Source organism: Sphingobacterium sp. SGR-19, assembly GCF_011043555.1.
In the GTDB taxonomy this organism is placed as follows: domain Bacteria; phylum Bacteroidota; class Bacteroidia; order Sphingobacteriales; family Sphingobacteriaceae; genus Sphingobacterium.
In genome coordinates, this window is sequence record NZ_JAAKGS010000011.1 from 102,039 (window position 1) to 115,578 (window position 13,540).

The window sequence follows — 13,540 nt, forward strand, 5'->3', positions numbered from 1 at the left end:
GTACTATCTTAGCATCGCACTTTAGGGGTGTCTGCGTGATAGCAGACTGAGATTTTACCCTTTGAACCTGATCCGGATCATACTGGCGTAGGGAAAAGTAAGATGTCTTCATCGATGCGTTCTGCATTGCCGTAGCCATTCCTAAAGTTTTATTTATAGAATAAAATGTCAACAGGAATGGAACTTACAATCAATCATCAGCAAAAGTTTTTCAAAGAAGCCACGGTTTCGCTCGCGGAATTAATGCAATGGGAAGCCCCCGGGAAATCCAAAGGTATTGCCGTAGCCGTTAATAACCAAGTTGTGCCCAAAACGCAATGGGCTTCTACTGTATTGCAAGACAGTGATTCTATTCTCATCATTACCGCTACGCAAGGGGGTTAATTTATCAACTATCAAATCAGCATATTATGATTAAGCAAACCATCACACACAAGCCATTTCCGAACTCCAAAAAAGTTTACGTCGAAGGAAAACTCTTCCCGATTAAGGTCGCTATGCGCGAGATTGCGCAACACCCAACGAGATTGAGTACAGGAGAATTAGAACTTAATCCACCGATAACCGTGTATGATACTTCGGGGCCCTATACAGATGAACATGCGGATATTGATGTTCGCAAAGGTCTTGCCAGGATTCGCGAACAGTGGATACTGGATAGGGGAGATGTGCAGGTGCTGGACAGTATCAGTTCCGAATATGGAAAAGCACGGTTGGCTGATCAAAGCCTAGATGAGCTTCGTTTTGAATATAGCCATCAACCGAAAGTTGCCAAGGAGGGAGGTAATGTAACGCAGCTGCACTATGCCAGAAAAGGAATGATTACGCCCGAAATGGAATATATCGCCATTCGCGAAAACCAGCGTATAGCGCAATTGGAAGCAGCCAGTACAGCGATGCGGCAGCAACATGCCGGTCACAGTTTTGGGGCACGCACACCCAAACAAAAAATTACACCGGAATTTGTGCGTGACGAAATTGCAGCAGGAAGAGCTATTATCCCCAACAATATCAACCATCCCGAAAGCGAACCGATGATTATTGGCCGTAATTTTCTCGTGAAGATAAATGCCAATATCGGAAACAGTGCGGTTTCATCCAGCATCGAGGAAGAGGTGGAAAAAGCCGTATGGGCCTGTCGTTGGGGAGCGGACACCATTATGGACTTATCCACCGGAAAGAATATCCACGAAACCAGAGAGTGGATTATCCGTAATTCACCGGTACCGATCGGAACAGTACCGATTTATCAAGCGTTGGAGAAAGTAAAAGGAATTGCCGAAGATTTAACGTGGGAAATCTTTAGAGATACGTTAATAGAGCAGGCGGAACAGGGCGTGTCGTATTTTACCATTCATGCCGGTGTACTTTTGCGATATATCCATTTGACGGCTGAACGGGTGACGGGTATTGTTTCCCGCGGCGGCTCTATCATGGCGAAATGGTGTCTATTCCACCACAAAGAAAACTTTTTATATACCCATTTCGAAGAAATTTGTGAAATCATGAAACGCTATGACGTCGCCTTTTCGCTGGGTGATGGATTGCGTCCAGGCTCCATTGCTGACGCCAACGATGCCGCCCAGTTTGCCGAACTGGAAACCTTGGGAGAGTTAACGAAAATTGCTTGGAAGCACGATGTGCAGGTGATGATCGAAGGACCTGGACATGTGCCTATGCACATGATTAAGGAGAATATGGATAAGCAACTAGCGGAGTGCGATGAAGCGCCTTTTTATACGTTAGGTCCACTAACGACGGATATCGCACCGGGATACGACCATATAACATCTGCCATCGGAGCCGCCATGATCGGTTGGTATGGCTGTGCGATGTTATGTTACGTGACCCCGAAGGAACATCTGGGGCTACCCAATAAAAAAGATGTGAAAGATGGCGTGATTACCTACAAACTGGCAGCGCATGCAGCTGATTTGGCAAAGGGACATCCGGGAGCTCAATATCGGGATAACGCACTGAGCAAGGCAAGGTTTGAGTTCCGCTGGGAAGACCAGTTCAACTTGTCTCTCGATCCGGATACCGCACGAGAATTCCACGATGAGACGCTACCGGCAGATGGCGCCAAGGTAGCGCATTTCTGTTCGATGTGTGGTCCCAAATTCTGTTCGATGAAAATCACACAAGAGATTAGGGATGTGGCCAGAGAGGGAATGGTAGAGAAATCGAAAGAATTTATAGAACAAGGCAAAGAAATCTATCTATGATCATACTGCTATCGCCGGAACAACCCGTAACGGATGAATCAGCGATTGTCAATACGCTTTTGGAACGCGGACTATCGCTGTTTCATATCCGGAAATATCAGCTTACCGACACGGAAATGGTGGCGTATGTGAACGATATAAATAGGGACTATAGGAAGCAATTGGTGCTACATTCGCATTTTCACTTGGCAAACGAACTCGGTATCGAGCGCTTGCATGTTCGGGAAGAAGACCGGAAGCAGCATAAACAGCGAGCATTCACGACTGGGTTTACCCTATCTACGTCGGTTCACGCCATCACAACCTTCAATACCTTGGATACTATATGGGACTATGCTTTTTTATCACCGGTTTTTCCCAGTATCTCTAAAAAAGGATACGGCATAACCCATACCGTTTTGGACGATTTGCGTCTGCGCTGCAATCCGCACGTGCGACTCGTCGGATTAGGCGGTATAGATGAACAGAACTATAGGCAGGTTTTTACGGCAGGAGCAGATGCGATAGCCCTATTGGGCGCTATTTGGAACAGTCCGCAGCCGATACAGATATTTGACACGATACATAAAGACATCCAGAAGGAGCTTCATCATGATGCAAAGTAAACTACAATATATATCACAAGGAACGACGGCCAAAGAACAAACATATAATATCCTGCAAGCGTTGGATCACGGAGCGGATTGGATTCAGCTGCGCTGGAAAACGGCTACCGATGAAGAGCGCGTAAAGCTCGCCGAGCAGGTAAGACAACGATGTCAGGATTATCAAGCAACCTACATCATTAATGATAGCATTCCTATCGCAAAACAGGTAGATGCCGATGGTGTGCATTTGGGATTGGACGACGAGGGAATTGAAAAGGCACGGTATGTTTTGGGTAAGGGAAAGATTATCGGCGGTACAGCCAATACGATAGCAGATGTTACAAAAAGAATCGACGAGGGGTGCAACTATATCGGCTTAGGACCATATCGAACGACGAGCACCAAGGAGAAATTGAGCCCGGTATTGGGAATTGAAGGCTATCGGAAGATCATTCTTTACTTAAAAGAACACGAGATCGATTTTCCACCCATTTATGCCATCGGAGGGATTGATCTAACCGATATCCAATCCTTGTTGGAAGAAGGAATTTATGGTGTCGCTATATCCAAGGCTATAACCGATACGCCTATACTTGTTTCTGATTTTAAAAAACTATTACGATGAATACATTAACTATAGCAGATAAAACGTTTAACTCCAGGCTTTTTTTAGGAACAGGGAAGTTTGGTAGATTAGAAGAGATGACAGAAGCCGTCCGTAGTTCCGGATCGGAATTGGTAACCATGGCCTTGAAGCGTGTGGACTTACAGTCGGATTCGGATGATTTGCTACAGGCGTTACAAATTCCCGACGTCAATCTATTGCCGAATACTTCCGGTGCGAGAAATGCCGAAGAGGCTGTTTTAGCGGCGCAACTGGCTCGAGAGGCGTTGGAGACCAACTGGGTGAAATTGGAAATCCATCCCGATCCAAGGTACCTGCTGCCTGATCCGATAGAGACGCTCAAGGCTACCGAATTATTGGCAAAAGTGGGTTTTGTCGTGATGCCTTATATTCATGCCGATCCTGTCTTGTGCAAAAGATTAGAAGATGCCGGTACGGCCGTGGTGATGCCGCTCGGTGCTCCGATTGGCAGTAACAAAGGTTTGTTGACCTTAGATTTTCTGGAAATCATTATGGAACAAAGCAACGTTCCCGTAGTCATCGATGCGGGAATCGGTGCGCCTTCGGATGCGGCGAAAGCCATGGAGATTGGAGCCGATGCAGTTCTGGTCAATACAGCCATCGCGGTTGCAAACGATCCGACGGCGATGGCGATAGCATTTAAAGAAGCGGTCATTGCCGGACGAAGAGCTTATGAGGCCGGTTTGGCTGCGTCGCATGCAGTTGCGGTGCCATCAAGCCCTTTGACGGATTTTTTGCTACATAAATAACGGAGAAAATGCAATCATTTGAAAATACATTTCATCAATATAGCTGGACTTTCGTTCACGATCGCATCTACAGTGTTCGTAAAGCAGATGTACAGCGCAGTCTGCACAAGACTAAAAAAACAATAGATGATTTTTTAGTGCTGTTGTCGCCCGCGGCGAGTGATTCGCTGGAAGAGATGGCTCAGTTGACGCAACAACTCACCCAAAAGAGATTTGGAAAAACCATACAACTGTATGCACCGCTGTACCTGAGCAATGAATGTCAGAATATCTGTACGTATTGTGGTTTTAGCATGGATAACCAAATTAAACGCAGAACCTTGAGCAGTATCGAGATTATGCAAGAGGCCGCTGCGCTGAAAGCCATGGGGGTAAATCACGTCCTCTTAGTCAGCGGCGAAGCCAATAAAACGGTGGGTATAGATTATTTTCTCAAGGCAATAAAGCTGTTACGCCCGCATTTTGCACATATCTCCATCGAAGTCCAACCGTTATCGCGAGAGGAGTATGAAGCCGTGCATCAAGCGGGCGTGCACGCCGTATTGGTGTATCAGGAAACCTACCATGAAGAGGTGTATAAGCGCTATCACCCAAAAGGGAAAAAATCAAACTTCGCGTTCCGCTTGGATACACCCGATAGGATAGGGCAGGCGGGATTGCACAAAATAGGTCTAGGCGTTTTGTTGGGCTTGGAAGATTGGCGGGTAGACAGTTTCTTCAACGCGCTGCATATCGATTATCTGCAAAAAACGTACTGGCAGACGAAATATTCCGTTTCCTTTCCACGTTTGCGGCCCGCTGAAGGTATTATAGAACCCAACTTTATCATGGAAGATCGGGATTTGCTGCAGCTGATCTGTGCTTATAGGATCTGGAACGCAGATTTGGAGATTTCTATTTCGACCCGGGAGAATGAAAAATTCCGAAACCATATCATTTCACTGGGTGCTACGACGATGAGTGCGGCATCGAAAACCAATCCTGGAGGATATGTAGTGGATCCCCAATCTTTGGAACAGTTCGAGACCAGCGACGAACGCAGTATGGACGAGGTGCGGAAAGTTATTTATCAGAAAGGATACGAGCCCGTTATGAAAGACTGGGATACATATTGGTAATAAAGGAAATGAAGCAGGCGAACGATGTATTTAAGCGATACAGCAGACAAATATTTATTGAGGAGATAGGCGTAGACGGTCAGCGTAAGATAGGTAAAACAAAGGTTCTCGTGGTGGGGGCAGGTGGATTGGGCAGCCCTGTCATACAGTACCTGGCGGCTGCGGGTATAGGGATGTTGGCCGTAGTCGATTTCGATGACGTAGAGATACATAATCTTAATAGGCAGGTCATCCACAAGGAAAGTACGGTTGGGAAATCCAAGACAGAAAGTGCCGCGGATTTTGTTAGGGAATTCAATAGCCAAATCACCTTTGTCCCTATCCACCGTAAGATAGACGCGGAGAATGCGGGGGACCTGATCCGTAACTACGATATTGTAGTGGATGGTTCCGATAATTTTACCACACGCTATATCGTGAATGATGCCTGTGCAGCGCTGAATAAACCATTGGTTTACGGGAGCATTTTCGCTTTTGAAGGACAAGTAGCTGTTTTTAATTTTCAAGGAAGTAAAAATCTCCGGGATCTATTTCCAGAAGCTCCCAATCCTGAAGATATACCTAATTGTGACCGACACGGCGTATTGGGTCCGCTGCCTGGAGTGGTCGGTACAATGATGGCTATGCAGGTACTTAAAATAATTACGGGTTTACCCGTAGAGACTAACCAATTAACGATTGTCGACACCTTAAACTGGAATTTTATGACAATTACCTTTTGATGCCTTCGGATTATGACTTTTAGATGAGAGATATTCCGCTAATTTTGGTTGTATCAATGAAAAAGTTTTTAATTCGAAGTATGCAGACTTTACTACTCTTGATCATCTTGCTGATCATTGGCGGGCTTATGTATATGCGGCATGATCGTTTCGGGGCAAATGCCAATGGAGATCGCCTTGCGTTGATGGAAAGCAAGCCTAATTATCATGATGGAGCTTTTGATAATATCGAACCTACGCCGGCATTAGCAGAAGGCGTTACTTATCGGGATATTATCAGAGGGTTCTTCTTTACAAAGAAAGTGCGTAATGTTCCCCATGACTCCATACCGGTTATCAAAAGCAACTTACATACCCTTCCTGCGGATAGCAATGTTTATGTGTGGTTTGGACATTCATCCTATTTTATCCAATTGGATGGAAAGAAAATTTTAGTAGATCCCGTGTTCAGCAAATACGCTACACCGGTACGTATTAATGTGCGTGCTTTCAATAGCACATATAACTACACTGTTCAGGATATGCCTGAAATAGATATACTATTTATTACACATGATCATTGGGATCATTTGGATTACAATACGTTTATGAAGCTTAAGCATAAAGTTAAACATATCGTCACAGGTCTTGGCGTAGGAGCACACTTGGAAAAATGGGGCTATCCAGCCAATCAGATTACGGAATTATATTGGGGAGATAGCGTTGAACTTGAAGGTATGCAGATTACTTCCACTACAGCGAGACATTTTTCGGGCCGTACGTTTAAAAGGAATACGACGCTTTGGTCATCGTTCATCCTGAATGGATCTAAAAAATTATTCTTGGGTGGAGATAGTGGTTATGGTAAGCATTTTAAAAATATTGGGCAACAATACGGACCTTTTGATTTTGCGATTCTGGAAAACGGACAGTACAATGAAATGTGGCATAATATTCACATGATGCCCGAAGAGGTCGTCACAGCGACACAGGAACTGCAAGCGGCTTATGTGATTCCTGTCCATTCTTCGAAATTTCCACTTGCGAACCACCCTTGGGATGAACCGCTGATTAGGATTACCAAAGCGGCTCAGGAAAGTCATGTTGATGTTATTACGCCACAGATAGGGCAGGTGGTTTACATGGACAGTATTGCATCGAATAGCGCTTGGTGGGAGGGGATTCGGTAATTAAATGTTAACATGTCTATGATATGAAAGCAGCTTACGAAGATATTGTTAACACCAATCACATCGCTTCATTTGTTAGTAGAGAAAATATAGCAGATATCTTGGCGTTAGCGCAACGTGAACATATCGCACCTGCTTCGCAAGATGTAAAACGAAGTTTACTTTTAGCTATCGATGTGCAAAATGATTTTATGGAAGGCATAGGCAGTCTGGGCGTAGCAGGCTCGAAAGGAGATGTACGACGTCTAACGAAATGGATGTATCGTAATATCAAATCGTTGACCGGAGTGATTTGCAGTCTGGATTGCCATTCGATGATGCAAATTTTTCACCCGGTTTGGTGGTTGGATGAGGAGGGGAAGCATCCAGCACCTTTTACAATTATCAGCTATCATGATGCTGTAAACGGAGTCTGGACAGTAGCCAATGGAGAGACGGGACGTTCTTTAGAATACTTGCGTAACCTGGAATTTGAGGGTAAAAAGCAACTTTGCATTTGGCCGTATCATTGCCTAGAGGGTACATCGGGTGCGAAACTCGAGTCCGAGTTTACAAAGATGTTATATTTTCATGCAGCAGCACGTAACGCTAAGCCTAAATTGGTTTATAAAGGACAAAATCCTTATACCGAAATGTATGGCATCATCAAAGCGGAATACGACCAGGAACACTTTGTAAACCATACCGTGCTTAATGCCATCCGTGCGTATGATGCTATTTTTATCGCTGGCGAGGCTTCGAGCCACTGCGTGTTAGCTTCTGTGGAACAAATTTTGGAGCATTATGCAACCGATAGATCGATTACGTCGCGTATTACGGTGTTGGAAGACTGTATGTCTCCGATTGCCGGTTTTGAAAACAGTACACGACAGCGGTTTGAAGAACTAAAGGATACGTATGGTGTTCAGATCAAAAAATCTACGGAAGTAGCGATATAATAAGAATAGCCACAATTTAAATCGTGGCTATTCTGCAAATTTCTATTTCTTTTTTTTCTTTCCTTTTGTTGCTTTTTTTTCTTTTTTATCCAGTACGTCCTCAATTAGCTTTTTTAATTTTTTCTTGAGTCCACCAAGTGGTTTTTCGTCTTTTACCTTTGTCTTCTTATCAACCGTCTTTTTAGACTTTGGCTTGGTCTTTTTGCTGTCTTTCTTATTTTCCTTTTTATCCTTTTCTTTCTTTTTGCCTGGCTTCACTTGCTCTTTTATTTCACTTTTATAAGATGCCTCTTTAACAAGTTTCTTGGCGTCGGCCGATTTTTGTTTTTTCTGCCCACTTTTTTCAGTTGACGAAGATGTAGAACCCTTTTTTAACTTAGGAGTGTCTTTAATTGCACTATCGGTTTTTGGTGCTGCAGTTTTCGTTGCAGAAGTTGCTTTTGGCGTGCTAGCGGTAGCTGGCTTAGCGGGTGTAGCCTTGCTTGCTACGGTAGCCGCAGGCTTTGCTGCACTATCGGTCTTTGGCACTGCAGTTTTCGTTGCAGAAGTTGCTTTTGGCTTGCTAGCGGTAGCTGGCTTAGCGGGTGTAGCCTTGCTTGCTGCGGTAGCCGCAGGCTTCGCTGCGCTATTTGTTTTTGGCGCCGCAGTTTTTTTTGCAGAAGCTGTCTTCGGTTTGCTCGCCGTAGCGGGTTTAGCAACGGTGGTCTTATCTACGGTTTCTGTAGGTTTTACGGATGACGCCGCTGTTTCTTTAAGCGGTTCATTCTCCGGATTTGATTTCTTTTCTGTAGCCATGAAGATATGTTTAAATAAACTAAAATTATCTGTTTCCGTTCTAAATATAACGAAAACAAATAATTTTTCGTAATTTTGTAAATTATATAATCATGGGGTCGACCGGAATTGACAGGATAGCGATGGTTATGTAAGCATGCAGTGCATTGTTAGTCTAGCACTTTAATCTGAACTTTCAACTTTATAATTGGCGAAGAAAACTACGCCTTAGCTGCTTAAGTTAGACTTAACATAGCTATTTGTCCCGTTAGATCCTGTTCTTTGGTCTAACATCAGGGGCATCGAACTATAGAACTGGCAAGTGTGATGTTGCTAAGCACTTGCGAGATACAGCAACTACGGAGAACGGTATAGGTAAGTTTCTCACCTTCCCTCTCCCGACAACTAAAGAGAAACTAAGCATGTAGAAAGCGTAAATCATACTATGTTTGGACGAGGGTTCGAATCCCTCCGGCTCCACAAAACAACTTGAAATTCAATAATTTACAAGATTAACACCCAAAACTACACCCAGTTTTGGGTGTTGTTATATTAATACAATTCAAAATTATGTTGGAGAGTTTATTTAATAATATTCATTAATCGTATTTTGCTGTAACTCGCGAAAGGTGTATTAAAAGTTCGAATCCTGCCACCCCGACAAAAGCCACTGATAATCAGTGGATTTTTCTATTTTCGGACTTATTTCGGACAAAAATTACTTATTTTTCAACTTAATATTAAGATCGGTAAGTCTAGATTAGGGTAGTCTCATATAGTGTTTATCTTAGAAATTATAAAAAATCTAGTGGGCTTGGGGTCTTTTTCTTATCAATATCTGTGATATGTGTGTAGATCATGGTAGTCTTGATATTCTCATGACCTAGTAATTCCTGAACAATTCGAATATCAATACCGGACTGAATTAAATGTGTAGCATACGAATGTCGTAACGTATGGACTGTACCTTCGGTTTTGATCTTAGCCATTGATAATGATTTTTTTTAAAATAAGCTGAACACTTCTTTCACTATATCGATTTCCTCTTTCTCCTTCAAAAAGATAGTCGCTAGGTTTATAAATTAGATAATATTCGCGTAAAATATCTAGCAACTTATCAGGTAATGAAACAATTCGGTCTTTGTTTCCTTTGCTTTGGTTGATACGTATCATCTTATTAGATGATCGGATATCTTTTATTTTGAGGTTTAGTAACTCACTAAGGCGTAGTCCGCAGCTATATATAGTTGTTAATATGGCCTTATGTTTAATGTTTTCCGTATTATCTAATAGTAGTCTGATCTCTTCTTTGGAAAAGAATTTTGGCAGTTTGTTTAAATGTCTTTTAGGGTATAAGTAATCAAGTTTAATTTTTTCATTCAGTATCAATTCATAAATTTTCTTAATAGCTCCAACTAAACCTTTTTGATAGGAAATACTGATTTTTTCTTTTTGAACTTTTTCATTTATAAAGGATTCTATAATAGTAATTGGTATTGATTCTAAAGAGGGATAATTATCAACATATTTGAGAAATAAACGGGCATAATCTTTATATGCTTTAACTGTATTGTTAGCATATCTTTGCGTAGTCAGCTTTTTTTCAAATGTTTTCAGTATAGTTTCGTTATCCATATAGAGATAACGATTTATTCATATCAATTGTTTCGTTTTACGGTATTTAATGTTGTGTCAACATGTTAAAATATAGTCTGTTATATCGTCTTTGGATCTGTAAGGCGAAGTGCGTCTATAGAGACGGATTGGCGAAATATTTTGTATATTAGCTTCGCTAAAGAATATGTTAGGTGCAAGCAGGACAAAAACCGTCAAAAATGGGACACATAAGAGAATACTATGAAAGAATCGTAAAGCTACAAGAATCGGAATGGGAATTTATAGCTTCACATTTTGACAGAAAGGTGTTTGCCAAAAACCAAATCATCACACGGCAGGGCGAAACGGAAAATTACCTTTCATTCGTTGAAACGGGCATCGTTCGGTTTTACATTCCCGATGATGAAAACGAACTGACTTTTAATTTCAGTTTCGACAAAGAATTTACCTGTGCTTACGACTCTTTTCTCACGCAAACACCGTCCGAATACGAATTACAGGCATTGACGGAAACCGTTGTTTGGCAAATTTCCTTTGACGATTTGCAAAAAGTGTATGCCCAGACCAAAGTTGGGAATTATTTAGGACGCTTCGCTTCCGAAAAATTGTTTTTGGCTAAAAGCAAACGTGAACTGTCCTTGCTTAAATACAATGCGAAAGAGCGTTATTTAAGACTGTTCAGCGAACAGCCCGACATTTTAAAATTCATTCCGCTAAAATACGTGGCTTCCTACATCGGAATAACGCCACAGGGCTTGAGCCGTATTCGCAGACAGATTACTTAACATAGGTTCATTGCCAACCTTGTTCATTCTTTGGAACTTTGCGATAAAAAGCAAAGGAATGAAACGACCTATTTTAGCATACGGACACAGCATTTTAAAACAAAAGTGCAACGACATCGAAAAGAATTATCCCGAGTTGGACAAGCTAATAGCCGATATGTGGGAAACAATGAAAAACGCCAATGGTTGCGGATTGGCTTCGCCACAAATCGGACTTCCGATAAGACTTTTTGTAGTGGACAGTAAAACAACTTTTGAAAATCTTGACGAAGCGGACAGGGAAATCTATTTTGACAAAGACGACAAAGGAATAATGGAAACTTTTATCAACGCAAAAATCATTGAACGTTCCGCAGAGCTTTGGGAAGACGAAGAAGGCTGTTTAAGTATCCCAAATTTATCGCAAAAAGTAAAAAGACCTTGGACGATTAGTATAGAATATTACAACAAAGATTTTGACTTTCAAACAAAGACATTTAGTGGAACGACCGCAAGAATGATACAGCACGAATACGACCACACAGAAGGAATTTTGTATCTTGACTATCTAAAACCATTGACCAGAAGGCTGATGGAATCCAAACTTAAAAAGATTGCAAAAGGACAGATAAAGACGAAATATCCAATAAAATTCGTGTAAAAATGCCAGCACCTAACAATGTGTATAAGCAATAGCGGGGAAAGTGCCAAAACCAAAGTTTTTGCCTTTTAGCTATCTTTGTGCTAAACTGAACAGTAAGCGTACAAAACCCGCTACTGCTCATACACTTGACCGTTACCTGCAATCCTAACAGAAAAACAACCAACAGACAAAAATCAATTTATTTGCCAAATGACAACTTTTAACAGAACTACACTTGCTACCTTGCGACTATGGAAAACCTAATAAACTATTTACTTCAATTTGGACAACTTAACCAACAACAAATTGACTTGATAACAAGCAAGTCAAAAGTAGTTGAACTAAAAAGAGACGACTATTTTTCAGAAGCAGGAAAAATTGCCCGACAAGTGGCATTCGTGGACAACGGAATTTTAAGAGTTTGCTATTACAACAATAAAGGTGAAGAAATAACAAGATATTTTATAGACGAAAATAACTTTGCTGTTGACTTAAACAGTTTTACTTATCAAATTCCATCTTCTGAATATGTACAAGCAGTCACAGACTGTAGACTTTTAGTTTTTTCGGCAGATGCACTAAAAGACTTGTCAAATACAATCATTGCTTGGAATGGTATAATTAACCAAATAACAGCAAAATCATTAATTGAAAAAGTAAGTCGGATTAGTCCAATGCTTGCAGAAGACGCTAAAGCTCGTTATATCAGTTTCCTTGACAAATTCCCTCAACTTGCCAATAGAATACCTCTTTCATTATTGGCTTCGTATTTAGGAATAACACAATCTTCATTGAGCAGAATTAGAAAAAATATCCGTTAGTTTTTTTGCCATTTGGCAAATGCTGTCAAGAATTATGTTGCGACTTTTGCAATGTAATTTAAAATTAAAACACAATGACAGCATTTTTAATGACAATCGGATTAACAATGGGCTTCGCAGGAATTGCCTTTGCACAAAGCAATAAAAAAATTCCACAAACAAAAATCATAATGACAATTAACGCACCAATTGACAATGCTTTTAACTACATTGTACCCGTTGAGTTATCACGCATTTTTAAAAAACACAAAAATCTGCCTGCAATTATAAAGACAGATGAAAAAGAAAAGTGGTTTAAAGCAGGGTTGACAAGAACGGTTTACTTTGAAGATGGTTCAACCTCAAAAGAAACACTTTTGACAGTTGTTCCTCATACTTCATTCTCATACAGAATTGAAGATTTTACTTCTCAACTTCGCTTTTTAGCAAAGAGAATTGAAGGGGACTGGATATTTAACGACCTCGGTAATGGCCAAACCAAAATTGAGTGGACTTATAAAATAGTTCCGAAAAATATTTTTGCTCGTGGTGCTGTTAACTTATTCCTTTTAAAAAATGTAAATGGACTTTTAACAAATGCATTGACTATACTAAAGAACGACTTGGAAAAGACGGACGAAAAGAAGGGCAGCAGGTAACAGCGGTTTGGCATAATGGCGGGTGACGTGGTTAATTGAAGGTTAGTGCTATATTTGAAATGTGTGCTTCGTATGTACATTTCTGCTAAAAATCCGCCACTACGCCAAGCCGCAAAACGTTATTCAGAA

Annotated in this window: 17 protein-coding genes, 1 other RNA gene and 1 riboswitch; of the genes, 15 read left to right on the top strand and 3 right to left on the bottom strand. The window is 41.4% G+C overall.

Going from position 1 to position 13,540, the window contains the following annotated elements:
* Window positions 1-13 precede the first annotated feature (13 nt).
* Window positions 14-111, top strand: a riboswitch (TPP riboswitch).
* Between the two features lie 54 nt (window positions 112-165).
* The 9 genes from thiS to G5B43_RS17785 all read left to right on the top strand — a co-directional run bounded on the left by thiS (window position 166) and on the right by G5B43_RS17785 (window position 8,154).
* On the top strand, window positions 166-384 hold the full coding sequence (gene thiS, locus G5B43_RS17745) for a sulfur carrier protein ThiS (RefSeq protein ID WP_206367412.1): 219 nt from the start codon (window positions 166-168) through the stop codon (window positions 382-384).
* A gap of 26 nt (window positions 385-410) precedes the next feature.
* On the top strand, window positions 411-2,225 hold the full coding sequence (gene thiC / locus G5B43_RS17750; RefSeq protein WP_165296140.1) for a phosphomethylpyrimidine synthase ThiC: 1,815 nt from the start codon (window positions 411-413) through the stop codon (window positions 2,223-2,225).
* Window positions 2,222-2,830, top strand: a complete 609-nt coding sequence (locus G5B43_RS17755; protein ID WP_165296141.1) for a thiamine phosphate synthase — start codon at window positions 2,222-2,224, stop codon at window positions 2,828-2,830. The genes thiC and G5B43_RS17755 overlap by 4 nt, the downstream gene beginning before the upstream one ends.
* A complete protein-coding gene (gene thiE / locus G5B43_RS17760) occupies window positions 2,817-3,437 on the top strand; it encodes a thiamine phosphate synthase (protein WP_240904912.1) in 621 nt (206 codons plus the stop codon). Before G5B43_RS17755 ends, thiE begins: the two co-directional genes overlap by 14 nt.
* Window positions 3,434-4,207 carry a thiazole synthase gene (locus G5B43_RS17765; RefSeq protein ID WP_165296142.1) on the top strand — a complete coding sequence of 258 codons (774 nt, stop codon included), beginning with the start codon at window positions 3,434-3,436 and terminating at the stop codon, window positions 4,205-4,207. The genes thiE and G5B43_RS17765 overlap by 4 nt, the downstream gene beginning before the upstream one ends.
* 8 nt (window positions 4,208-4,215) lie before the next feature.
* Entirely contained in the window at window positions 4,216-5,325 is a 1,110-nt protein-coding gene (gene thiH, locus G5B43_RS17770) for a 2-iminoacetate synthase ThiH (RefSeq protein WP_165296143.1), read from the top strand.
* A gap of 8 nt (window positions 5,326-5,333) precedes the next feature.
* Entirely contained in the window at window positions 5,334-6,047 is a 714-nt protein-coding gene (locus tag G5B43_RS17775) for a HesA/MoeB/ThiF family protein (RefSeq protein WP_165296144.1), read from the top strand.
* A gap of 80 nt (window positions 6,048-6,127) precedes the next feature.
* Window positions 6,128-7,216, top strand: coding sequence for an MBL fold metallo-hydrolase (locus G5B43_RS17780; protein ID WP_165296145.1), 1,089 nt, complete (start codon window positions 6,128-6,130; stop codon window positions 7,214-7,216).
* 23 nt (window positions 7,217-7,239) lie between these two features.
* Window positions 7,240-8,154 carry a hypothetical protein gene (locus G5B43_RS17785; protein ID WP_165296146.1) on the top strand — a complete coding sequence of 305 codons (915 nt, stop codon included), beginning with the start codon at window positions 7,240-7,242 and terminating at the stop codon, window positions 8,152-8,154.
* A 42-nt stretch (window positions 8,155-8,196) separates the two neighbouring features.
* Here G5B43_RS17785 and G5B43_RS17790 read toward each other — a convergent pair whose 3' ends face one another.
* Window positions 8,197-8,412 (bottom strand): hypothetical protein, encoded by a 216-nt coding sequence (locus G5B43_RS17790; RefSeq protein ID WP_165296147.1) that lies wholly within the window; start codon window positions 8,410-8,412, stop codon window positions 8,197-8,199.
* Window positions 8,413-8,536: 124 nt separating this feature from the next.
* Here G5B43_RS17790 and G5B43_RS17795 point away from each other — a divergent pair, with 124 nt between their 5' ends.
* Together G5B43_RS17795 and ssrA are read left to right on the top strand one after the other, a co-directional pair.
* Window positions 8,537-9,022: a hypothetical protein gene (locus G5B43_RS17795; RefSeq protein ID WP_165296148.1), complete on the top strand. Its 486-nt coding sequence runs from the start codon at window positions 8,537-8,539 to the stop codon at window positions 9,020-9,022.
* Window positions 9,023-9,043: 21 nt separating this feature from the next.
* Window positions 9,044-9,411, top strand: a transfer-messenger RNA (tmRNA) gene (ssrA, locus tag G5B43_RS17800).
* Between the two features lie 311 nt (window positions 9,412-9,722).
* Here the strand turns inward: ssrA and G5B43_RS19565 are convergent.
* Together G5B43_RS19565 and G5B43_RS17805 are read right to left on the bottom strand one after the other, a co-directional pair.
* Complete coding sequence (locus tag G5B43_RS19565) at window positions 9,723-9,917, bottom strand: tyrosine-type recombinase/integrase (RefSeq protein ID WP_262507984.1); 195 nt, start codon at window positions 9,915-9,917, stop codon at window positions 9,723-9,725.
* Window positions 9,910-10,563 carry a tyrosine-type recombinase/integrase gene (locus G5B43_RS17805; protein WP_262887188.1) on the bottom strand — a complete coding sequence of 218 codons (654 nt, stop codon included), beginning with the start codon at window positions 10,561-10,563 and terminating at the stop codon, window positions 9,910-9,912. The genes G5B43_RS19565 and G5B43_RS17805 overlap by 8 nt, the downstream gene beginning before the upstream one ends.
* Before the next feature lie 200 nt (window positions 10,564-10,763).
* Here G5B43_RS17805 and G5B43_RS17810 point away from each other — a divergent pair, with 200 nt between their 5' ends.
* From G5B43_RS17810 to G5B43_RS17825, 4 genes are all read left to right on the top strand, one after another.
* A complete protein-coding gene (locus G5B43_RS17810) occupies window positions 10,764-11,330 on the top strand; it encodes a Crp/Fnr family transcriptional regulator (protein WP_073583490.1) in 567 nt (188 codons plus the stop codon).
* Between the two features lie 58 nt (window positions 11,331-11,388).
* Window positions 11,389-11,970, top strand: coding sequence for a peptide deformylase (def, locus tag G5B43_RS17815; RefSeq protein ID WP_073582486.1), 582 nt, complete (start codon window positions 11,389-11,391; stop codon window positions 11,968-11,970).
* Window positions 11,971-12,203: 233 nt separating this feature from the next.
* A complete protein-coding gene (locus tag G5B43_RS17820; protein ID WP_165296149.1) occupies window positions 12,204-12,773 on the top strand; it encodes a Crp/Fnr family transcriptional regulator in 570 nt (189 codons plus the stop codon).
* Between the two features lie 74 nt (window positions 12,774-12,847).
* Entirely contained in the window at window positions 12,848-13,411 is a 564-nt protein-coding gene (locus G5B43_RS17825; RefSeq protein ID WP_240904913.1) for an SRPBCC family protein, read from the top strand.
* Window positions 13,412-13,540: the final 129 nt, after the last annotated feature.

Coding starts and splice junctions, on each gene's coding strand:
- thiS (WP_206367412.1), top strand. CDS start 166: ATGTCAACAGGAATGGAACTTACAATCAATCATCAGCAAAAGTTTTTC.
- thiC (WP_165296140.1), top strand. CDS start 411: ATGATTAAGCAAACCATCACACACAAGCCATTTCCGAACTCCAAAAAA.
- G5B43_RS17755 (WP_165296141.1), top strand. CDS start 2,222: ATGATCATACTGCTATCGCCGGAACAACCCGTAACGGATGAATCAGCG.
- thiE (WP_240904912.1), top strand. CDS start 2,817: ATGATGCAAAGTAAACTACAATATATATCACAAGGAACGACGGCCAAA.
- G5B43_RS17765 (WP_165296142.1), top strand. CDS start 3,434: ATGAATACATTAACTATAGCAGATAAAACGTTTAACTCCAGGCTTTTT.
- thiH (WP_165296143.1), top strand. CDS start 4,216: ATGCAATCATTTGAAAATACATTTCATCAATATAGCTGGACTTTCGTT.
- G5B43_RS17775 (WP_165296144.1), top strand. CDS start 5,334: ATGAAGCAGGCGAACGATGTATTTAAGCGATACAGCAGACAAATATTT.
- G5B43_RS17780 (WP_165296145.1), top strand. CDS start 6,128: ATGCAGACTTTACTACTCTTGATCATCTTGCTGATCATTGGCGGGCTT.
- G5B43_RS17785 (WP_165296146.1), top strand. CDS start 7,240: ATGAAAGCAGCTTACGAAGATATTGTTAACACCAATCACATCGCTTCA.
- G5B43_RS19565 (WP_262507984.1), bottom strand. CDS start 9,917: ATGGCTAAGATCAAAACCGAAGGTACAGTCCATACGTTACGACATTCG.
- G5B43_RS17805 (WP_262887188.1), bottom strand. CDS start 10,563: ATGGATAACGAAACTATACTGAAAACATTTGAAAAAAAGCTGACTACG.
- G5B43_RS17810 (WP_073583490.1), top strand. CDS start 10,764: ATGGGACACATAAGAGAATACTATGAAAGAATCGTAAAGCTACAAGAA.
- def (WP_073582486.1), top strand. CDS start 11,389: ATGAAACGACCTATTTTAGCATACGGACACAGCATTTTAAAACAAAAG.
- G5B43_RS17820 (WP_165296149.1), top strand. CDS start 12,204: ATGGAAAACCTAATAAACTATTTACTTCAATTTGGACAACTTAACCAA.
- G5B43_RS17825 (WP_240904913.1), top strand. CDS start 12,848: ATGACAGCATTTTTAATGACAATCGGATTAACAATGGGCTTCGCAGGA.